Origin of the sequence: Psychrobacter glacincola, assembly GCF_904846075.1 — a bacterium.
GTDB lineage: Bacteria > Pseudomonadota > Gammaproteobacteria > Pseudomonadales > Moraxellaceae > Psychrobacter > Psychrobacter glacincola_C.
The window spans coordinates 1056020-1077059 of the sequence record NZ_CAJGZH010000001.1 but is presented as its reverse complement, the minus strand read 5'-3'; the positions used below and the strand labels follow the sequence as shown (position 1 = coordinate 1077059).

Below are 21040 nucleotides of genomic sequence, written 5' to 3'. Positions count from 1 at the left end.
GATACACTTACACCAACTTTGCCACAAGTTTTTCTGTAAGGTGACGTGCTATTTTATCAATTGCGAGTATATCTTCTATGTCAACCGTTTCGTTTAACGGTGGCAGCTGTATGTCATTCAAAGCATGCTCGTTGATATCAGCAATGTCAGTCAGGCGAATTTTTTCAGCCAAAAACGCCGCCACGGCAATTTCATTCGCTGCATTTAAGACAATCGTCGCTTGTGTGCCCGCTTGCATCGCCTGTCTTGCCAAACGCAAACAGGCAAATTTTTGCAAGTCAGGCTCAATAAACTCTAAGCTGCTGAGCGCAAATAAGTCTAACGGCTGTGAGCCGCTATCGATACGATCAGGGTAACTGAGCGCATGGGCAATGGGCGTTTTCATATCGGGGCTGCCAAGCTGCGCCAAAAAGCTGCCATCGCTATATTCTACCATTGAGTGAATGATACTTTGTGGATGAATCACCACATTTATCTTATTTTCAGGCAAATCAAACAAATGGCAGGCTTCAATCAACTCAAGCCCTTTATTCATCATCGTAGCTGAGTCGACAGATATCTTTTGCCCCATTGACCAATTTGGATGTTTGACCGCTTCGGCGACGCTCGCTTGTTGCATCTGCGCAAACGTTTTTTGCAAAAACGGCCCACCAGAGGCCGTTAACCATAGCTTACGCACGCCGTGGTTTAGCTGATGAATTTGGGTATTGTCCTGCTGAATAGCCAGTGGTAAACACTGAAAAATAGCATTGTGCTCAGAATCAAGCGGCAGCAAAGTAGCGTTATGCGTTTTGACAGCAGTAATCATCACTTGTCCTGCCATTACCAGCGCTTCTTTATTCGCCAGTAAAATACGCTTACCTGCACGAGCAGCGGCTAAAGTAGAAGGCAGACCAGCTGCGCCTACGATCGCAGCGACAACGGTATCCGTCTGCGAATCAGTGGCAATGTCGACCAGCCCTGCTTCGCCGCCTACCACATCGATGTCAAGACCTGCCGTACGGAGTCGCTGGGCAAAATCATCGACTGCGGCGGTCGGTACGCTAACGCGCTTTGGCAAAAACTGCTGGCAAAGTGCAAACAGTTTGTCTAAACGGTGATAGCCTGACAGAGCGTAGACCGTGTAAAGCTGTGGTTGCGCCGCTAATATTGCTAACGTGCTATCGCCAATCGAACCTGTCGCGCCTAGTACGGCGATGCGTTGCGTCATAACCATCGGTGCCTGTAAATGATACTCTAAAAAATTAAATAAGAAATCGATAAAACGTCTGATAAATAAGAGATAGACGATATCCAATGTATTGACTAGTCACTCATCTTAACTACTATAATTAGGGCGTATCATCGTCTATGAATTATTTTTTCAGTCCTAAACCACTATCAAACCTAACTGCTGTATCGCCCAAAAACCAAGCGCAAATATCGGTGTGGCAGAGAGCAGTGAGTCGATACGGTCAAGCACGCCGCCATGCCCCGGTAAAATCGTTCCTGAATCTTTGACATCAGCGCGGCGCTTAAGCATCGACTCAAATAAATCGCCAAGTACCGAGGCTAAAATGGTCAAGGCTGATAATGCTACAAATGCGACTAACGGCACACCCGTCAATTGCAACTTAAATACACTGATGGCAATGACCACGAGCAGACCAGTGACCAAGCCACCAGCCAGCCCTTCCATACTTTTATTGGGTGAGACATTTGGTGCCATTTTGCGGCGACCAAGCTTACGCCCCACAAAATAAGCGCCACTATCTGCGCACCAGACCAAAAGGAACACATAGAGCAACCACCATGCTGACAGTTGCCACAAATAAAACATCGCCGTAATCGATGCGGTCAATATCACCGCACCCATCAATGCCAGTTTTTTGCCATACCAATTGGTATGAGTCGGGAACACTCGCACCCAAGACAGCGCCATTAGCCATATAGCCAGTGAAGCCACCCACCAAAATAACCATGTCACTTTAAACATGAGTGATACTAGGGTCAACACCAAAACCAATAGCACAAACAGCGCAGGATGACGCCACTTAGGCATCAGCTTAGTCCATTCGTGAGCGGCAATAATGACGCCAATCGCTAACAGCGGTGCAAATAAAATAGGGGTTTGGCTCGCAAACATTGCAATACCAACGATAATAACGAGAACAACTGCCGTCTTAATTCGTTGCCACATACTTATTGAGCCTTATAATAATGAAAAACGCATGGTCAAAACGTGCATTATAGCAGCTAATCTACAATAGCCCACTAATAGCAGTTGACGCTTATTGACGCGGTTTATTATTTCACAAACAAGCAATATTAACTACTTATACGATAGCGGCTTTGTAAGAGCTTTTTCCTTTACAAAATAACAGGCAAATGCTTAACACCATTAACGACTTGCTTGCTCTATCACTATCTGCTCACTGGTTTTGCCAAAACGGCGCTGCCGCTGAGCGAACTCTTTTACCATTGCTGCCAGCTCATCGGCTGCAAAATTCGGCCATAATGTCTGGGTAAAGAATAGCTCAGCATAGGCTGACTGCCACAATAAAAAGTTAGAAATTCGGTATTCACCGCCTGTGCGTATCAGCATATCTACTGCTGGTGCATCTGCTAATTGCACATAGTTACCGAGCAATTCTTTGTTAATATCATCAGCACGTAACTGACCAGCCTCTACTTGCTGCGCCAGCTGTTTTGCCGCATGGGCAATATCCCATTGCCCACCATAACTGATAGCGATGACTAGAGTCATGGCTTTAAAGTCTGCTGTTTTTGCTTCAGCGTCCGCCATTAATGCTTGCAAATCATCACTCAGCTGACTGCGGTCACCAATAAAACGCAGACGAATACGATACTCATTCATGCGTGGTATTTGCTCATGAATGGTTGAGGCTAACAGTTGCATGAGTAGTGCCACCTCACTGGGCGGGCGTTGCCAATTCTCACTAGAAAATGCAAATACCGTTAATACTTTGATACCCGTATTAACGCAATACTCGACGATAGGATCGAGTGCATCTTTGCCAGCCACATGCCCTTGGCCTTTGCCCAAATCATTGGCTTTACCATAACGATTATTGCCATCCATGATGATAGCAATATGGCGTGGAAGAAGATCAGGAGCCAAAACGGCTGAAGTGGACATAGGCGAAAGTGCTTATTGTTAAGGTAAAATAATAATAACGGCTGCGATAACGATTAGAAAGCGTCATAACCACAATTCACAAACTTATCATAAACCCGTCTATGGGCGTGATTTAGTTTGCAGGATAGCGCTTATGAAATACAGACCGTATCCGATTGATATAACATTGACGCTATTATCGGTACCATCTACACAATAATAAGCAGCCAATAGTACTGACAAATTGGCTGCTTATTATAAGGATATGACATAACGGATTTTTTCTAAAATGATCGAAAAACCAGTGCTTTACACGTCCATCAAGTCAGTTTCTTTTTTGCTCAAACGTTTATCGATGGTTTCGATATACTTGTCAGTGATTTTTTGAATGTCATCACTGGCACGGCGCTCGTCGTCTTCTGAGATCTCTTTTTCTTTGGCCAATTCTTTGATGTCATTCATCATGTCACGGCGAATATTACGGATAGAAACACGGCTACTTTCTGCTTCTCCACGCGCAAGCTTTTGCATGTCGCGGCGTGTTTCTTCTGTCAATGCAGGCATTGGCACACGAATCACATCGGCGGTCACTGGGTTGAGACCCAAATCTGCTTCGCGAATGGCCTTGTCGATTGCTTGTACCATGGTACGGTCAAACGGCTGAACCATGAGCGTACGTGAGTCTTCAACGTTGACACTCGCCACTTGATTCAAAGGTGTAGGCGACCCGTAGTAGCTAACCATCACGCCTGACAACATACCCGGATGTGCGCGCCCTGTACGGACTTTGCTAAAAGTGCTCTCAAGCGCTTCCAGTGTTTTTTGCATACGCGCTTCGCCGTCTTGCTTAATCTCTTTGATCATTAGATATCCTTATTTATCGCTATCGATAAATCATTCATTTGTTAGTAAATATATGGTTGTTCACTACTAATTATTAGCGCTGGTAGTTATTAACAACTGGTCTAATTTTAATGACTGGTATTCTCGTATTAATATTTAGAGCGTTCAGAGCGTTCAGAGCGTTTAAAGTATTCAGGCAAGTCAGTGATAAACGCGTGTGCCTTCATTTTCGCCCATAATGACATTTAATAACGCATTAGGCTTGGTCATATCAAACACTTGTAGCGGCACGTTGTGCTCACGGCATAAGGCAATGGCAGTTAAATCCATCACGCCAAGTTTTTGTTCTAATACTTCATCAAAAGTTAAACCATCATATTTAACTGCATCGTCATGTAAGCTTGGGTCTTTGTCATAAACGCCATCAACTTTGGTGGCTTTTAGAATTAAGCCCGCTTCGATCTCAATACCACGTAAGCAAGCTGCCGTATCAGTGGTAAAGAAAGGATTGCCCGTACCAGCAACAAAGATACATACTTCGCCATTTTTGAGATAGCGAATGGCATTGCGACTGCTATAGCTTTCGGTCACTTCACCGATTGGCAAGGCTGACATCAAGCGAGTTTTAATATTGCGGCGCTCAAGCGCATCACGCATCGCCAGACCGTTCATAACGGTTGCTAACATACCCATTTGATCACCAGTCACACGGCCGACTAAGCCTTCTTGTTGCAACTGCGCGCCGCGATATAAGTTACCGCCGCCGACCACGATACCGACTTGAACACCAAGACCACGCAAATGGGCGATAGACAAGCTCATCTTATCGAGCACTTCGCTATCAATTCCCATCTCTTTGCCACCAGCTAAGGCTTCGCCAGAGAGTTTCAGCAAGATACGAGAGTAACGCGGGTTTTTGTCAGACATGAGGTCACCTTGTTGGCATTAAATTATAATTAAAATGAGCGGTAAAACACAAATAGAGTTTGCCTTCGAATTTACTCGAAGTGTCATCACCGAGGTACTATATAAGAAATACCGCAACTGATGACAAACGTGTAAAAAGGCTAAATTGCGCTAATTGTAGCAAAAACTGCTCGCGATTGGGCAATTTTCACTCGTATATTGTAGTGACTAATCAGCTACAGTGACTGCTTAGCCTTTGTAACTGGCAAACAAATCATATTCGCTAGCGTCGTCAATCGTAACCGTTAGGAATTGTCCGACTTTAACTTGAGCAGTAATCTCATCAACGTAGACGTGACCGTCAATCTCTGGTGCATCGGCATAGCTACGACAAATCGCAACACCCTCTTCACTATCAATTTCGTCGACCAATACCATCAAGGTTTTACCGACTTTCTCTTGTAGCTTTTGCGCTGAGATGTCTTGTTGCAGCGTCATCAAACGCTCATAGCGCTCTTGCTTAATCTCTTCTGGCACATGATTTGGCAGGTCATTAGCCACTGCGCCTTCGACTTCTGAATAGGTAAACGCGCCAACACGATCAAGTCGAGCTTCTACTAACCAATCAAGCAAACATTGGAAATCTTCTTCTGTCTCGCCAGGGAAGCCAACAACGAAGGTTGAACGAATGACGATATCAGGGCAAATCTCACGCCATGCATGGATACGCGCCAAGGTGTTTTCGCTATGCGCTGGGCGTTTCATCGCTTTTAGGATGCGATGGCTGGCATGTTGAAACGGAATGTCGAGATAAGGCAGTAGCTTTTTCTCGCCCATTAGCTCAACCACTTTATCGACATGCGGATATGGATAGACATAATGCAAGCGCACCCAAATGCCTAAGTCATTTAAGGCTTGGCACAAGTCATAAAACTTAGACTTCAGCGGCATACCATTCCAAAAACTGGTCTTATATTTCAAATCCAGTCCATAAGCAGAGGTATCTTGCGAAATAATAAGCAATTCTTTCACGCCAGCATTTTTCAGTGCAAGCGCTTCATTCATCACGCTATCAATCGGACGTGAAACCAAGTCTCCACGTAAGCTTGGAATGATACAGAAAGTACAACGATGGTTGCAACCTTCTGATATTTTTAGATAAGCATAATGGCTTGGCGTCAATTTGATACCCGCTTCATTAATCAAATCTATCTTTGGATCATAACTAGCGTCCTGACTGCGGTCAGGCTTGGGCACATGCAACGCAACGGCTTTAATGACCTCATCATAAGCATGCGCGCCCGTCACAGCTAGCACAGCTGGGTGCATTTCACGGATTTTGTCTGCTTCTTTACCCAAGCAACCTGTGACGATGACTTTACCGTTTTTGCTAATCGCTTCGCCGATGGCATCAAGCGACTCTTGTACTGCTGACTCAATAAAACCGCAAGTATTCACGACCACTAAATCAGCACCTTCATAATCGCTCGCCACTTGATAACCATCACGGCTAAGCTCAGTGATAATGCGCTCACTATCAACCAAGGCTTTTGGGCAACCAAGCGACACAAATCCAATCTTTGGCGCTGCACTAACTGGCATCGTAGCAGTCGCATTGGCAGTCGTTACATCACTACTTTGGGCTACACTACGGTTTTGATTGTGATTGGCTTTATGATGGTAAGGTTGGTTAGTATTTGCTTGACTGACATCTGCCTGATTGTCTTGTTCTATATTTGGTTTGGCAGGATTAAAAACGGTGGCAGTGTCTTTTAACATAGAATCTGTTGGCGTAGAAGTTGACGGTGAGGTAGTAACAGTCGTATTAACCGACTCGGTAGAAGTGTTGGGCATGGCTGACCTTGCTAGAGATAAATTGGCTGTGCGCATTGTACGTTTTTTTTGCAAAAATCGCCAGTTTTGCCGCTCTATAGTGTTGATTTATGGTTAAATATTATATCGCATCTTCTTTTATTCTAGGCAATAGCCATGACAACCCTTTTGACAACCGTAAAACCGACACCTGACTTAGCATTTATGTCACAGCATTTGTTCACCGCTATTTTATGGATCAATGATGACTTATCGATCACTTGGCTAAATGCCCAAGCCGAACAACTACTCGCTATTAGTAGTGGGCGCTTACTGGGTCAGTCTATATTGACCCTGCTTACATCAGAAGCATCCAAAGCATCCAAAGCATTGAAATCAGCCGATAGCAATCATGACAGTGATAACCATGACAACCATGTAACTGTCGATAAAAGTAGTGGTGAAGATATCCATGAACAACCGTGCTCTTTGAAAGAACGATTTCAGCAAGCAAAGCAGTATCAACAACCCTTTATCGATCATGATCACCTTATCAGCACACCGCTAAATGGTAATTTATCATTCTCAGTTGATTATAGCGTGACCCCTGTCATTTATGAGCAGCAACCTTATTTTATTATTGAGATGTGGGGTAAGGATCGCCAAAGTCGCATATCAGAGGAACAACGCCAGCAGCAACAATATAATGTTGCCCGTCATATGCTGCGCTCGGTCGCTCATGAAATCAAAAATCCGCTTGCCGGTATTCGCGGGGCGGCGCAATTATTACAGCGGCAATTCATCAAATTCAGTGACACCTCGCCTCTTAATAGTGCTCCTCCTGCTATTATTGGTACAAACCCTATGGTAAACCCGAATAGCCATCTGCAAAAAACGGCTGAAAAACTGCGCAATTATACTGATATCATCATCTCAGAAACGGACCGTCTAACCCATCTTATTGGGAAATTCCTTGGCTCCAATCAATTACCAAATTGGCAAACGCTAAATATCCATGAGCCACTGGAGCATGTTTTATCTTTGGTCGTCAATCAATATCCGCAAGTGACGCTACAGCGCGATTATGACTTGTCATTGCCTGAGTTATGCGCTGATAAAGATCAGCTGATACAAGTGTTTTTAAATCTGATTAATAATGCCTGTGAATCGATGACTGAGTTTGAGCAAACGCTGCAGCAAAGAGAGTTGTCCGAGCCTAAGGTGCAACAACCTGTCACTTCACAAACGAGTAATAACGACAGCACCAGTTATAAGCCAACACTGCACATTCAAACCCGCATTGCCTTTCAACATACCATTGCTGGGCAACAGCACAAGCAAGTGCTACAAATCAATATTGCCGATAACGGTTCAGGCATTGATCCTGCATTGATCGGACAGATATTTTTCCCAATGGTGACCAGCCGTGCCGCAGGGACGGGGCTAGGATTGTCTATCGTGCAAGATATCATCAGTCATCACCATGGTATGATTGACGTAAGCTCCCAGCTATCAAAAAGCCTTAACGACAGTGTCAAAAATAATCATAACCATCAACACACCAGTTTTACGCTGTACTTGCCTTTCAATCAGCCATCGCACCATGCTTAAAACAGCCAGCACCCAAGGCTTAGAAACCATGACCTAACTTATGAAACAATCACCCTGAATTACTTGCTTATTAGGCCTGATAAATGACTGCATATAATGACAACGCCACATCTAACAGCGACAATCAAGGCTCTGCCCAAACATCAGACAATCAAGAATCTAGTAACCGAGAGTCTGATAATCAAACTACAAAAGTAACGGTCAATAATGCGCCTGATGCTAACCCTGCAACGTTATGGCTCATCGATGACGATGCAGCCCTGCGTTTGGTATTGGCAGATACTTTTGAAGATGCCGGATTGACGGTTATCAGCTTTACCCAAGCGCAAGCGGCGTGGACACGCCTCAACGATATTTTGCAACATCAGGAATCAGTCGCTCAGTTGCCCGATGTGATATTGACCGATATTCGTATGCCCATGATGGATGGTTTGTCTTTTAGTGATTGGGTACATGAGCATTTCCCTAAGCTGCCCATTGTCATTATGACGGCGCATTCCGACCTCACCTCTGCTATTAATAGCTATCAAACAGGTGCTTTTGAATATCTGCCAAAACCTTTTGACTTAGATGATGCAGTCGTCACGATTTATAAAGCCATTAATTATCAGCCCGATATGCTGGCAGCGGCGGCAGCAAACTCTGCTCCGAAGACCATTACCAAAAATTCATCAGATACTTTACCAAATATCAAGGTAAAACCTGATACCAGATCCAAGCTTGCTAGCAAGGCTACTCTGATCAGCCAAACCAATAAAACATCCAGCCCTAAAATTAAAGTTAAACCTGCCATCAGCGCTAATGACAATCCGAGCGGCATCATTGGGCAATCACAAGCGATGCAGACGGTGTTTCGTGCCATTGGGCGCTTAGCGCACTCACCCATTACCGTCTTGATTACTGGTGAATCAGGTACGGGTAAAGAGTTGGTCGCCAGTGCATTGCACCAGCATTCACCGCGTCACCAGCAACCTTTTATTGCCCTCAATATGGCCGCCATTCCACATGATTTAATTGAATCTGAATTATTCGGTCACGAAAAAGGGGCGTTTACTGGTGCGACGACGACGCGACAAGGGCGTTTTGAGCAAGCGGATGGTGGGACATTATTTCTAGATGAAATTGGTGATATGCCTTATAGCACCCAAACTCGGCTGCTACGAGTACTGGCCAATGGTGAGTTTTTTCGCGTCGGTGGACAGCAGCCGGTCAAAGTGAATGTACGCATCATTGCCGCTACTCATCAAAACTTAGAAGAACTGGTCAAACAAGGCAAATTCCGTGAAGATCTGTTTTATCGCCTCAATGTAATTCGCTTGCCGTTGCCGCCATTACGGACACGACCTGAAGACATTCCAGCATTAGCCCATTACTTTATGCAGCGCGCTGCTGAACAGATGAATAGTGCAGAGAAACAGTTACATCCGACAGCGCTACACATCATGCAGGCTTTTGAGTGGCGTGGCAATGTCCGCCAACTTGAGAATGTCTGCCTTTGGTTGACTGTAATGGCCACAGGCGACACCGTGATGGTGGATGATTTGCCACCAGAGCTACTTGAAAATATCTCGTCTGATTTAGAAGAATATCAAGAGCAAAGTCAGCCTACACAAGCTATGACTCACAATGACCAAATACGCCCTCATTCCCACAGTTCAAGTTGGCAACAAGCATTGGCTGCTTGGGCTGAGCAATCTCTACAAACAGGAGAAACCGATATCTTGCAGACGGCAACCCCTGAGTTTGAACGCGTTTTATTGACGGCAGCGCTCAACCATAGTGGTGGCAAAAAGATCGCTGCTGCCAATTTACTCGGTTGGGGGCGCAATACCCTGACACGTAAATTACAGCAATTAGATATTTCTTCAGTAGAAGGACAAAACAATCGTTATTAAGGGCGCAAATTCATAAATATGAATGCTATTAATATCAATTACTTATAAAACAAAGTGAAAATAAATGATAAATATTTAAAAATAATTGCAAATAGGGGTTGCCAAACGTTTCAAACTCTATATAATAGCCAACCACTGAGACGCACTACCGAATCAGTTAACTGTCTATATTGTGTTTGAGTTTAAACGCTAATAATGATAGAGTAACGGAAAATGGGGCTGTGGCGGAATTGGTAGACGCACCAGATTTAGGTTCTGGCGCCGCAAGGTGTGAGAGTTCGAGTCTCTCCAGCCCCACCATTTTCGGATAGTACATCTTAGACCAAATATCAAAGCCTGCTTTTTAGCAGGTTTTTTTGTGTCTGTTCTTTTTGTATTTAGAGTGTGGTGGATTTATATTTTCCGATTTATTTGCGTAGAGCCATTACCTGTCAATACTTTCTAAATCTAAAAGTATCTGCTTCATATTCTGATACCTTCTTTCCACCCGCTTTGCCAATGCTTTATTAATGATACCTTGATAGTGACTATATTCTAACGGTAAGGTTGGAATAGGCTGTTGGCAATGCTGAATCGCCCATGCTTTTAATTTGTCATTACTGTTAGCACTTATCTGAAACGGTCGCTTGCCTGTTAGTATTTCAACCATCATGATGCCAAACGCATAGATATCACTTTGCACTGTTGCACTCTGACTCTTACTCTTACTCTGACTTTGCCAGCGTTCAGGGGCAAGATACGCAGGTGTACCAGCAGGACTTGCCAAAATTGGGGCGTTAAGACATTCTGCTAAAGCAAAATCGGTTAACAATAAATCAGCCTTGATACAGCTATCATCCGCATGATTTGGTAAAAAATCATCTAGCAAAATATTGCTAGGCTTAATATCATTGTGTAGCCAGCCAGCGCTATGTAGAGTGGCGATAAGGTGCGCAGATTGCACAATAAAATGATGCTTTTTTTGAGTGGTTAATAAAGAGTAATTTCGAATATTAAGCTGAGTTGCTAAGCTACCACTGAGATAATATGGCATGGTAAGTATCGTCAGCTGCGAAAACTGATCTAATACCTTTACCCTTAGAGTTTCATAAGCGAGCATTGGCGGAGCAATAGCAAAAAGACTGTCTTGAAATCTCTTTTGATTGGCTGATAAATTATTGATAGATTTTAGAACACCGATTTCATGGGTTAAGCCCGCCAAATTTTGATTGCTAGCAGCCGTTAACTGCCATTTAATCATCACTCGACCAAATTGTGGATGCTGGGCACGCGCCAAGCCTTGAAAGTCATTCTCATTATAGTTACTTTGCTGGCTGATGCGCTGATGCGAAATCTCGCTATAATTCAAGCTTGAGAATAACGCAGTCAATGTTGGCAACATTTGCTGCGCTTGCATTTGTAATGCTTGTTTTGCACACGCTTTTGCATTAGAGGAATTACTGGCACTATTTTTCATGGTAAAGTGATACCTCTATATAGCTAGTATGCCACACGTCATTTTAATTTTATGAGCGACTGAGTATTATGCCCCAATCCACTAAGCCTGTTACGAATTACGCCCTACCCGACCATTTATTGGATTTACTCGGACAGTATTTACAAGAGAAAGTCACGCCCACTATCGAGATTGATCCTGCACAGTTGGCCTATCGCTGGGTCGGTGGTCATAATGGACATTTGGAGCCATTGGCAGTGAACTTATTTTTAAGTTTAGATGATTTGCATGGTATCGATACGCAAAAGGCAAAACTGGTACAAAACACACGGCAATTTCTAAAGGGCTATCCTGCCAATCATGTCTTGATGACAGGGACACGTGGTGCTGGCAAATCATCGCTGATCCGGGCATTGCTACAAGCCTATCATAGCGAAGGACTGCGCATTATTGAAATTGCCCGTGATGACCTGCGAGTGCTTGATAAGATACGCGCCGCCATTAATGCACTGCCGACCGAGTGTAGTTGTCACTATATGGTGTACTGTGATGACTTGGCATTTAATGGTCAAGACGAGAGTTATCGGACGTTAAAAAGCGTATTGGACGGCTCGCTAGACTCAGAGCAAGACAAGTTATTGGTTTATGCGACCAGTAATCGCCGTCATCTATTGCCTCAGCTAATGAAAGACAATGTCAATATTTATAATGGTCAAACCGATGAGGTCAATCCTTATGAAACCATTGATGAGACGGTATCGCTGTCTGATCGCTTTGGGCTTTGGTTGTCCTTTCATCCAATGGATCAAAATACTTATTTGCACATCGTGCGCCATTATTTATCACTTTCGCCAAACCGCCATCTAGATAATGCGAATGACGTTAAAGAAACTAATAATGAAGAAAAAAATAAGATGCTACCTGATAACATCAGAGCAGCAGCGCTACGTTGGGCATCAGAGCGCGGTGGACGTTCAGGACGAGTGGCGTATCAGTTTAGCCGCTACTGGATAGGACAGACACGATTAGCAGCTGAAGACAGTCCATCGTAAGCTTCATTAAAAGTTATTTTTATGATGACGCTCAGTGCTTAACGACCGCGTGCAGAACCCAAATATTGTACGCGGTTATTTTCGTTAATATCTGCTAAATCAACGGCACCATCGACCATATATTGGTCAAAATCTGCGGCTAACCATAGATTACCTTTGTAAACACTTTCGGCATCCAAGCGAATATGCGCCATGTTGGGCGTGCTGCTGCTTGGATTATCAAAACCCTGATAACGCGCGCTAAAGTGAGTCAAAATTAGATTATTTACGCCACTATTTTCTACAAAACCCGCCACCCATTGCGCACTACTATGCATTGGATCAAACTCTAGGTTTTTGCCTTGAATCTTAGTCAATACCTCATGCGTATACGTCGCTTCATGCACCAATAAATCCGTATCAACCAACGCCGCAGTGAGACACGCTGGCGTATCGTTATCACCAGCCACCACTACTCGCGTTCGTGATAGTTCATCATTGACATAATCTACTGCACATAACTGCTGACCATCTCCAGTGATGACATCGTGACCTTGTTGCAATTTACCCCATAGCGCGCTTGCAGGAATACCTTGCGCCAGCAGTTTGTCCGTATCAAGCATGCGATGATGGATAGTCTGCGTGATACCAAATGCATGAGAAGCAACCCGATGTGACAGCGCCGTGATATCGATATCAAGCTGATGTTGGTCGCTTAAGCGAATATTTACCTTGTTTGTATCACTTTGCTCAGACAGTACCTCTTCAATCGCTATAAAATTAAGAGCAAAGGGTAAATACAATTCCGTGGTTAAGGTAATGGCTTCGAGCAATGTCGCGATGGCTTTTGGAGCAATAAGGGTCAATGGCTCATGGCGTCCTGACATCGCGGCACTCGCCAACAGTCCTGGCAGACCATAACAATGATCGCCATGCACATGGGTAATACAGATAGCAACTAGTTGATGCAAAGAAAGCTTGGTATGCAATAGCTGCTGCTGCGTGCCTTCACCGCAATCTATCAGTAGCCATGGACGCGATTTTTTATTTTGATTGGCATTCTGTTGACGACTGCCTTGCTGTGACCCAGACAAATAAGGATTCAAGCATTCAATCGCCAGTGCGGTCACATTACGCTGCTTGGTTGGCACACCGGCAGAGGTACCCAAAAAAGTCAGCTTCAACATAGATTACCTCTCTTACACATGATACTTATCTGCTATGACAATTGGCACATCATGGTTTTTTGCGCTGCAACCATCTGCCCACCATTGGCCGTACATTCACTGACCATATTGGACTCATAAGACTTCCAGCCGCCATAAAAGCTGGCCACACACAATATAACCACGAGCAATTTTTGTGACCATGCTTTAATGGATACCTGCTGATGGTTCACATTGTCAGCAGTAGTATCAAGCGCGGGCTTAGCAGCAATGCCAGTATCAACATCAGTATGCTTGTTATGCGATTTATTTAAGTCTGTCATTTCTTATCCTAAAAAAGGTTTTGTCTATGAATAAACAAAACCCTTCATTTTAATATCAAATTAGTTATTTATGAACGATTAAATGCGCCGCTTTTAGAACTGCAAACGACCACCCTTTTCTTCTGCACGCTTAAAGGCATCACGCTCCTCACAGCGTTTTAGCCAAATTAAGATATTGGCATATTTACTGCTATCTAATCCTGTACCAGCATTGGCACCCACAACCGCAAGATGCATTTGGATATCAGCGGCACTAAATTCAGCCCCTGCAAACCAATGATTGTCTTGCAAATGCTGCTCCATCATCGCCAATATAGCATCCAGACTTTTGCTTATCATATTTTTTTCGACTTGATTGCGAATGCTTTTGCTCACAGGCTTGATGAGCATGGGCGACTGCTCAACCACTTTGGTAAATACCAAACGCATGACCAATGGCGGCATCACTGATGCTTCAGCGAAATGCAACCAAAACGTGTAAGCCTCCCACGCCGCTTCATTATCATCCGCAGGCTTGAACTGTTTCTCGCTATCATAATGCTTCAACAAGTATTCGATTATAAACCCTGATTCGATGAGCACACGGTCATTTACTTCTAACATGGGTGCATGACCGAGCGGATGTATTTTTTTTAAACTGTCAGGCGCACGGTATGCTTTATTGCGCTCATAGCAAGTCAATTGATAATCGACGCCAAGCTCTTCTAACAGCCAAATAATACGAAATGATCGCGAATTTGCTAAATGATGAAGGTGTAACATAAACCATCCTAGTTATAATGTGAATAAGTTATCGCGTGAATAAGTCGTAATATGTATAGTTGGTGCCACGCATTCCATTAGTAAACGTTGTTAAGCGTGGCAGCAATGCTATCGATAATAGCGTAATTAATGCCTCTTTAACACAGAAACTGTGTAGAGTAATGACGAAAAACACTGCCCGCTAAGTCAAGTCTATATCGACTTGCTGGCAGACGCTACTTTGAATGCAGCTCTTCAATTTTGCGTGTCATCTTATGTATTTTTTGCTGATACTTTCTAATTTTACGGAAACGATGCGCGGTTAAAACACCTTTAATACGGCGGTTTTTCAGACGGTGACGTGGCGGGAAGCTACCCACTTGTGGCTCATTATAACCATGCAAACGGTCATCACGCTTACGTGCCAAGTAACCAAGCGCACTATCCACAATCATCATCAACAACGCGACAAAAATCATGCCGTACATAAATAAAGAGCCGCCCTCATCGATACTTTGATGCAAAATCGTGATGGAAAATATAAATAAAAATATCGGCTCAAGGTAGCATAAGGTGCCAAATAATGAGACGGGCAGCTTTTGACTGGCAACCATGGTCAATGACATCGCAGCCGTACTGATAATGCCTAATAGTGGCAACAGATACCAAAACTTATCGGTAGATATCGCGAGCGCAAACCCGCCATTGAGATATAAAGCAATCAACACCACCGGCGTCAATAAAACAAGGTCAGAGATAAGCCCTGTAATCGGCGGCACTGCCAATTTACGACGCAGTAGATAATAAGGCGGATAACCCAAGCAAACAAATAAAGTTGCCCAAGAAATACTACCGTACTGAAAGACATCATAAGCAATACCTGCGCCTGCACAAATAGTGGCAATCCATTGTAACAAGCTCATGTCTTCGTTATAAAAAAACCGACCAACCATAATCATAATCATTGGATATAAAAAGTAACCCAATGTCACCTCAAGCCCCAAATCATTGACAGGTGCCCACATAAATATCCAGATTTGCGCGCCCAATATTGGTGTGGGTATGATAAATAAAAACCATTCTTTAGGCGTCTTCAGAGTTTTTAGATAATCAAAAATATGCTGCCACTGCTTAAGCACACTAATCAGCAGCACCAGACTCAATAGCATCATCAGTACGCGCCAAGAAGCGACTTGCGTCCCTGACAACGGCTGCATCAATAGACCAAATAAGAATAGCAATGAATATAAAAAATTTGCTGCCACTGCGGCGATGGTACCTTGCGACGTTTGATTCGTGGTAAGCATAACGACAACCTTGAAAAATGAGCGCACGTCCTTGGCAATTTTAGAAAAAAACAAAAGCCTCCGACGCGGACGTCGAAGGCTTTTTGATCTATAAACTCTGTTATCTACAACATAATCATATAAGATTGAGATAAATACTTGGAATATATCGTGTTTATCTTATGGTCAGTATTATGTCAAAGTCAGAATAGATAAGCAATACACCTGCTTCACTAAAGCGTTCACCTACCCATTCAGCATCTTACTTTGCACTCAGCTGCTCGATTTTTTGCTGTATTCTATCCATCTTTTTTTGATAGCGCCGAATCTTGCGAAAACGATGCGCGGTTAAAACCCCATCAATACGCTGATCTATGAAACGACGACGCGGCGGAAACCCGCCCACTTGTGGCTCTCGATAGCCATGCAAATGATTGTCACGGCGGCGCTTAAGATAAGCTTTTATACTATCAGCAATCATCACCAGTAACGCCAAACTTACCATACCATACATGAATAAAGAGCCGCCTTCATCGAGGCTTTGACTTAGAACAGTGATCGATAAAACAAACAGCAGCATAGGCTCGACATAGCTTAACGCCCCAAACAATGACACGGGTAATTTGCTACTGGCAATCATGGTTAAGGACATCGCCAGCGCACTAAAAGCTCCTAGCAGTGGTAATAAATACCAGAACTTGATGTCCTGTGCTGCCGTACTAAAGCCGCCGCTAAAATACAACATAATGAGCACCACTGGCGTTAACAAAGCCAAATCAGACAACAGCCCTGTGATAGGCGGCACAGCCAGTTTACGCCGCAGCAGATAATAGGGTGGATAGCCCAAGCACACAAACAACGTTACCCAAGATACTGAGCCATATTGAAAGATATCATAGCCAATACCTAAGGCTGCACATAGCGCGGCCACCCACTGCAACGCACTCATATGCTCGTGATAAAAAAATCGACCAAGTACAATCATCACCAGCGGTAATAAAAAATAGCCCAAGGTAACATCCAGACCAAAGCCATTGACTGGTGCCCACATAAATAGCCAAATTTGACCACCCAAAATCGGTGTGGGCAAAATAAATATCAGCCACTCTTTCGGAGTTTTTAAGGTTTTCAAATAATCAAAAATGTGTTGCCATTGCTTGGTAAAACTGACCAACAATAGCAAACTTAGCAGCATCATGAGCACGCGCCATGAGGCTACCTGCGTACCTGTCAAAGGCAGCATAAATAGCCCAAACACAAACATCATCGAAAATAAAAAGCTCGATGATATCGAAGCAAGGGTTCCTTGAAAAGTTTGATTGGTCGAAAGCATAACAACAGCCTTAAAAATAGAACTTTATGGGCATTATTTATAAAAAATTAGAGCAGCAGAAACTTAAAGGCAGACTCTAACAATAGATAACATACAGAAAAAAATAAAAGCCTCCGACGATAACGTCAGAGGCTTTTATAGAACAATCATATAAGACTAGATCAAAAAGCTAACTACTGAGACATTTATTCGTCGTCTGCGTTTTCACCGTCTGTACTGTCAACATCTAATTCATTGTCAGTAGCAATATCCATAACGTCATTCGTTGCCGTGTTGCCAGTCGCCGCATCAATATCTATCTGCTCTTGACCTGCCACATCAAATGTACCATCTTCTCTCATGGCATCAACCAGCTCATCGTCACCTTCTTCATGCTCAACACGCGCCATAGCGACAAGCTTCTCGTCTTTTGATAGACGAATCAGCGTAACACCTTGCGTATTACGACCAGAGCTAGCGACATGCTCAACGGGCGTACGAACCAATGTACCTTTATCAGAGATTAAAATAATATCGTCTGTAGAGTCAACCTTGGTGGCTCTTACTAGCGCACCATTACGCTCACTGGTTTTGATAGCAATTACACCGCCGCCGCCACGATTTTGGGTATTGAACTCATCGATAAAGGTACGTTTACCAAAGCCGTTTTCACAAGCAATAAGGATTTCGCGGACATCATCTTCGATCACAACCAATGATTTTATAGACTCATTAGCCGCCAAACGCATACCACGGACACCTTTAGCCGTACGACCCATCACGCGAGCATCATTTTCATCAAAACGAATGGCTTTACCACTGGATGCAAACAACATCACTTCTTGGCTACCATTAGTGATACGAGCACTGACCAGCTTATCGCCCTCTTCTAGTCCAACCGCAATCAAGCCGTTCGAGCGAATATTGGCAAACTGCTTAAGCTCTACCCGCTTCACCGTACCATTGGCAGTTGCAAAGAACACAAAAGGTGGCTCTGCTTGCGTGCTAACGTCTAATGAATCATCATCCCCATCTATTAGATCATCTGTTAATGCTTCACCTTTTACCGATAGCTCTTCCACTATTTTTGGAATCGGTAGTATCGTAGTAACAGTTTCATCAGGATTTAAGCCAATTAAATTCACTAATGGACGACCACGAGCACCGCGACTGGCAATCGGCACTTCAAAACCACGTAAGCTAAAGACACGACCGCTATCCGTGAAGCACAATACGGTAGCATGCGTTGAGGTCACCACCAAATGATCAATCACATCATCTTCTTTCATTGCGGTTGCAGACTTGCCTTTACCGCCACGTTTTTGTGCGACATAATCATCAATCGGCTGAGTTTTTGCATAACCTGTACGCGAGACCGTCATGACAACCGTCTGTTCAGGAATCAAATCTTCACGGTTAAAGTCAGTACGTGAGTCAATAATATCGGTACGGCGCTCATCACCAAAGTTATCACGAATCTCAATCATCTCATTGGAGATAATGGTCATTAGCTTATCAAAATCACCAAGAATAGACTCTAAATGAGCGATTTCACGTAGCAAATCCTGATATTCTTCGGTCAATTTGTCTTGCTCAAGACCCGTTAGACGATGCAACTGCATATCTAAAATTGCGTTGACCTGCTCAAGTGATAAGCGATAACGTTCTTCGCCCTCAATCAAGCCAAATGGTGCTTTAGGATCTTCGCCTTCGATATAGTCAGGACGCACAGATTGGCTACCAGCAGCGGTCAGCATCGCCACCACGCTACCTGAACCCCACGTATTATTTAATAAGCTTTCACGTGCCAAACCGTGGTTAGCAGAGGCTTTAATCGTTGCAATAATCTCGTCGATATTGGCTAATGCAACGGTCAAACCTTCGAGTAAATGACCACGTACGCGCGCTTTGTTTAACTCATAAATCGTACGGCGTGTCACCACTTCTTGGCGATGACGTACAAAGGCGGCAATCAGCTGACGCAAAGTTAGTAGCTTAGGCTGACCATTATCGAGCGCAACCATATTGATACTAAAGCTTGATTCGAGCGGCGTTTGCAAGAACAAGTTATTAACGATAACTTCAGCTGTCTCACCACGGCGCAAATCAATGGCGATACGCATACCATCTTTGTCAGACTCGTCACGAATCTCGCTAATACCTTCAATCTTTTTATCACGTACGAGTTCTGCGATACGCTCAATCATTTTGGCTTTATTAGATTGATAAGGTACTTCGGTAAAGACAATACGCTCACGATCACGGTTGACACCCGTATCACTCATGGCTTCAATATGATAGCGACCACGGATGTGCAAACGACCTTTACCCGTGCGATAAGCATCTAAAATACCAGCGCGACCATAAATGATACCGCCTGTAGGAAAGTCAGGACCTGAGATGTGTGACATCAACTCTTCAGCTGATACTTGTGGGTTTTCGGCATAAGCCAAACAAGCATTAATCACTTCTGTCAGGTTGTGCGGCGCCATATTAGTCGCCATACCAACAGCAATACCAGTCGCACCATTGATTAGCAAGTTTGGAACACGCGCAGGCATGACGCTAGGCATACGCTCAGAACCATCGTAGTTGTCTTCCCAATCAACCGTGTCTTTGTCTAAATCAGCAAGCATCTGATGCGTCAGCTTGGTCATACGTACTTCGGTATAACGCATCGCTGCCGGAGGATCATCATCGATCGAACCAAAGTTACCTTGACCGTCAACCATCGGATAACGCAAACTAAAATCCTGCGCCATCCGCACAATGGCATCATAGACCGCACTATCGCCATGTGGGTGATATTTACCAATGACATCGCCGACGACACGTGCAGACTTCTTATATGGCTTATTATAGTCGTTAGATAGCACGTGCATGGCGTACATCACACGGCGGTGTACAGGTTTGAACCCATCACGCACATCAGGCAGCGCACGCGAGACAATCACGCTCATCGCATAATCCAGATAGGATTGCTTTAGTTCCTCTACGATGCCAATAGGACTGACCGATTCGCTCATATACACTCCTTCACTCACATTGTTTTTCTAATGTTGACACGTTTGTTCAAGATACTCATGGGTTATACAAAAATATAGCTGCATCAATGCGCAGCTACTATCAGAATAGTGACCCTAAAAAAGCACTGTCAAAGGTGCAAAACAATAGGAAAATAGTGATACGGTTTTTGTTAAAAATAATGTTCAATTAAAGAAGCTATTTTAGCACAAATTTGCTGATTTAGGGGCGTCTGGCTGTTATTAAAATTAAGCAAAACAGCTGATTAGCGGTTTTTTTCACTCTAATAACAAGGGTAAAAACAACTTTAACGACATACTTGTTTTGATTAACTGATTTTGCCGTTTTTGCAAACAAATTTACCATCTTTTGAGCAGTGAGATACGCCGCCCATTTTGCCCGAACAAGGTGTATTCTTAGCCTGTGCTTGACTGATCGGAGCTGTGATAAAGACACAGGCAATTAGTGATAATATTATCGATTTCATATCTTTCTCTTATTGAGGATTAAAGGATATTCATGAAAAAACTGCATCCA

Annotated in this window: 17 protein-coding genes and 1 tRNA gene; 4 read left to right on the top strand and 14 right to left on the bottom strand. The window is 43.8% G+C overall.

What is annotated here, in order from left to right; translation table 11 throughout:
* Positions 1 to 7: 7 nt before the first annotated feature.
* From ispC to rimO, 6 genes are all read right to left on the bottom strand, one after another.
* Positions 8 to 1216, bottom strand: a complete 1209-nt coding sequence (gene ispC / locus JMW85_RS04660; RefSeq protein ID WP_201581091.1) for a 1-deoxy-D-xylulose-5-phosphate reductoisomerase — start codon at positions 1214 to 1216, stop codon at positions 8 to 10.
* Positions 1217 to 1369: 153 nt separating this feature from the next.
* Positions 1370 to 2179: a phosphatidate cytidylyltransferase gene (locus tag JMW85_RS04655; protein WP_045451791.1), complete on the bottom strand. Its 810-nt coding sequence runs from the start codon at positions 2177 to 2179 to the stop codon at positions 1370 to 1372.
* 201 nt (positions 2180 to 2380) lie between these two features.
* On the bottom strand, positions 2381 to 3139 hold the full coding sequence (gene uppS, locus JMW85_RS04650) for a polyprenyl diphosphate synthase (RefSeq protein WP_201581090.1): 759 nt from the start codon (positions 3137 to 3139) through the stop codon (positions 2381 to 2383).
* A 288-nt stretch (positions 3140 to 3427) separates the two neighbouring features.
* On the bottom strand, positions 3428 to 3982 hold the full coding sequence (gene frr / locus JMW85_RS04645) for a ribosome recycling factor (protein ID WP_045451790.1): 555 nt from the start codon (positions 3980 to 3982) through the stop codon (positions 3428 to 3430).
* Positions 3983 to 4162: 180 nt separating this feature from the next.
* On the bottom strand, positions 4163 to 4888 hold the full coding sequence (gene pyrH / locus JMW85_RS04640; protein ID WP_045444979.1) for a UMP kinase: 726 nt from the start codon (positions 4886 to 4888) through the stop codon (positions 4163 to 4165).
* Between the two features lie 228 nt (positions 4889 to 5116).
* Positions 5117 to 6721 carry a 30S ribosomal protein S12 methylthiotransferase RimO gene (gene rimO, locus JMW85_RS04635; protein ID WP_201581089.1) on the bottom strand — a complete coding sequence of 535 codons (1605 nt, stop codon included), beginning with the start codon at positions 6719 to 6721 and terminating at the stop codon, positions 5117 to 5119.
* 135 nt (positions 6722 to 6856) lie between these two features.
* Between rimO and JMW85_RS04630 the strand changes: the two genes are divergently transcribed.
* The 3 genes from JMW85_RS04630 to JMW85_RS04620 all read left to right on the top strand — a co-directional run bounded on the left by JMW85_RS04630 (position 6857) and on the right by JMW85_RS04620 (position 10485).
* Positions 6857 to 8290: a two-component system sensor histidine kinase NtrB gene (locus JMW85_RS04630; RefSeq protein WP_201581088.1), complete on the top strand. Its 1434-nt coding sequence runs from the start codon at positions 6857 to 6859 to the stop codon at positions 8288 to 8290.
* 83 nt (positions 8291 to 8373) lie between these two features.
* Positions 8374 to 10185 (top strand): sigma 54-interacting transcriptional regulator, encoded by a 1812-nt coding sequence (locus JMW85_RS04625; RefSeq protein WP_198329794.1) that lies wholly within the window; start codon positions 8374 to 8376, stop codon positions 10183 to 10185.
* Positions 10186 to 10400: 215 nt separating this feature from the next.
* Positions 10401 to 10485: transfer RNA gene (locus JMW85_RS04620), tRNA-Leu, on the top strand.
* Positions 10486 to 10609: 124 nt separating this feature from the next.
* On the opposite strand, the gene JMW85_RS04615 is transcribed toward JMW85_RS04620, so the two are convergent.
* Complete coding sequence (locus tag JMW85_RS04615) at positions 10610 to 11641, bottom strand: protein kinase domain-containing protein (protein WP_201581087.1); 1032 nt, start codon at positions 11639 to 11641, stop codon at positions 10610 to 10612.
* A 68-nt stretch (positions 11642 to 11709) separates the two neighbouring features.
* Between JMW85_RS04615 and JMW85_RS04610 the strand changes: the two genes are divergently transcribed.
* A complete protein-coding gene (locus tag JMW85_RS04610; RefSeq protein WP_201581086.1) occupies positions 11710 to 12672 on the top strand; it encodes an ATP-binding protein in 963 nt (320 codons plus the stop codon).
* Between the two features lie 38 nt (positions 12673 to 12710).
* Here JMW85_RS04610 and JMW85_RS04605 read toward each other — a convergent pair whose 3' ends face one another.
* The 7 genes from JMW85_RS04605 to JMW85_RS04575 all read right to left on the bottom strand — a co-directional run bounded on the left by JMW85_RS04605 (position 12711) and on the right by JMW85_RS04575 (position 20990).
* The gene (locus tag JMW85_RS04605) at positions 12711 to 13838 is read right to left on the bottom strand and encodes a ribonuclease Z (RefSeq protein ID WP_201581085.1); all 1128 of its coding nucleotides are present in this window, start codon (positions 13836 to 13838) and stop codon (positions 12711 to 12713) included.
* Between the two features lie 32 nt (positions 13839 to 13870).
* A complete protein-coding gene (locus tag JMW85_RS04600; RefSeq protein ID WP_060490674.1) occupies positions 13871 to 14140 on the bottom strand; it encodes a hypothetical protein in 270 nt (89 codons plus the stop codon).
* Between the two features lie 93 nt (positions 14141 to 14233).
* The gene (locus tag JMW85_RS04595; protein ID WP_045444962.1) at positions 14234 to 14902 is read right to left on the bottom strand and encodes a glutathione S-transferase; all 669 of its coding nucleotides are present in this window, start codon (positions 14900 to 14902) and stop codon (positions 14234 to 14236) included.
* A gap of 215 nt (positions 14903 to 15117) precedes the next feature.
* Positions 15118 to 16188 carry an EamA family transporter RarD gene (rarD, locus tag JMW85_RS04590; protein ID WP_201581084.1) on the bottom strand — a complete coding sequence of 357 codons (1071 nt, stop codon included), beginning with the start codon at positions 16186 to 16188 and terminating at the stop codon, positions 15118 to 15120.
* Positions 16189 to 16429: 241 nt separating this feature from the next.
* The gene (gene rarD, locus JMW85_RS04585; protein ID WP_201581083.1) at positions 16430 to 17500 is read right to left on the bottom strand and encodes an EamA family transporter RarD; all 1071 of its coding nucleotides are present in this window, start codon (positions 17498 to 17500) and stop codon (positions 16430 to 16432) included.
* 185 nt (positions 17501 to 17685) lie between these two features.
* Positions 17686 to 20505, bottom strand: coding sequence for a DNA gyrase subunit A (gene gyrA / locus JMW85_RS04580; RefSeq protein ID WP_201581082.1), 2820 nt, complete (start codon positions 20503 to 20505; stop codon positions 17686 to 17688).
* A gap of 326 nt (positions 20506 to 20831) precedes the next feature.
* Complete coding sequence (locus JMW85_RS04575; protein ID WP_201581081.1) at positions 20832 to 20990, bottom strand: hypothetical protein; 159 nt, start codon at positions 20988 to 20990, stop codon at positions 20832 to 20834.
* Positions 20991 to 21040: the final 50 nt, after the last annotated feature.

Excerpts from the sequence above, each read along its gene's own strand:
- ispC (WP_201581091.1), bottom strand. The coding sequence starts at position 1,216 with ATGGTTATGACGCAACGCATCGCCGTACTAGGCGCGACAGGTTCGATT.
- JMW85_RS04655 (WP_045451791.1), bottom strand. The coding sequence starts at position 2,179 with ATGTGGCAACGAATTAAGACGGCAGTTGTTCTCGTTATTATCGTTGGT.
- uppS (WP_201581090.1), bottom strand. The coding sequence starts at position 3,139 with ATGTCCACTTCAGCCGTTTTGGCTCCTGATCTTCTTCCACGCCATATT.
- frr (WP_045451790.1), bottom strand. The coding sequence starts at position 3,982 with ATGATCAAAGAGATTAAGCAAGACGGCGAAGCGCGTATGCAAAAAACA.
- pyrH (WP_045444979.1), bottom strand. The coding sequence starts at position 4,888 with ATGTCTGACAAAAACCCGCGTTACTCTCGTATCTTGCTGAAACTCTCT.
- rimO (WP_201581089.1), bottom strand. The coding sequence starts at position 6,721 with ATGCCCAACACTTCTACCGAGTCGGTTAATACGACTGTTACTACCTCA.
- JMW85_RS04630 (WP_201581088.1), top strand. The coding sequence starts at position 6,857 with ATGACAACCCTTTTGACAACCGTAAAACCGACACCTGACTTAGCATTT.
- JMW85_RS04625 (WP_198329794.1), top strand. The coding sequence starts at position 8,374 with ATGACTGCATATAATGACAACGCCACATCTAACAGCGACAATCAAGGC.
- JMW85_RS04615 (WP_201581087.1), bottom strand. The coding sequence starts at position 11,641 with ATGAAAAATAGTGCCAGTAATTCCTCTAATGCAAAAGCGTGTGCAAAA.
- JMW85_RS04610 (WP_201581086.1), top strand. The coding sequence starts at position 11,710 with ATGCCCCAATCCACTAAGCCTGTTACGAATTACGCCCTACCCGACCAT.
- JMW85_RS04605 (WP_201581085.1), bottom strand. The coding sequence starts at position 13,838 with ATGTTGAAGCTGACTTTTTTGGGTACCTCTGCCGGTGTGCCAACCAAG.
- JMW85_RS04600 (WP_060490674.1), bottom strand. The coding sequence starts at position 14,140 with ATGACAGACTTAAATAAATCGCATAACAAGCATACTGATGTTGATACT.
- JMW85_RS04595 (WP_045444962.1), bottom strand. The coding sequence starts at position 14,902 with ATGTTACACCTTCATCATTTAGCAAATTCGCGATCATTTCGTATTATT.
- rarD (WP_201581084.1), bottom strand. The coding sequence starts at position 16,188 with ATGCTTACCACGAATCAAACGTCGCAAGGTACCATCGCCGCAGTGGCA.
- rarD (WP_201581083.1), bottom strand. The coding sequence starts at position 17,500 with ATGCTTTCGACCAATCAAACTTTTCAAGGAACCCTTGCTTCGATATCA.
- gyrA (WP_201581082.1), bottom strand. The coding sequence starts at position 20,505 with ATGAGCGAATCGGTCAGTCCTATTGGCATCGTAGAGGAACTAAAGCAA.
- JMW85_RS04575 (WP_201581081.1), bottom strand. The coding sequence starts at position 20,990 with ATGAAATCGATAATATTATCACTAATTGCCTGTGTCTTTATCACAGCT.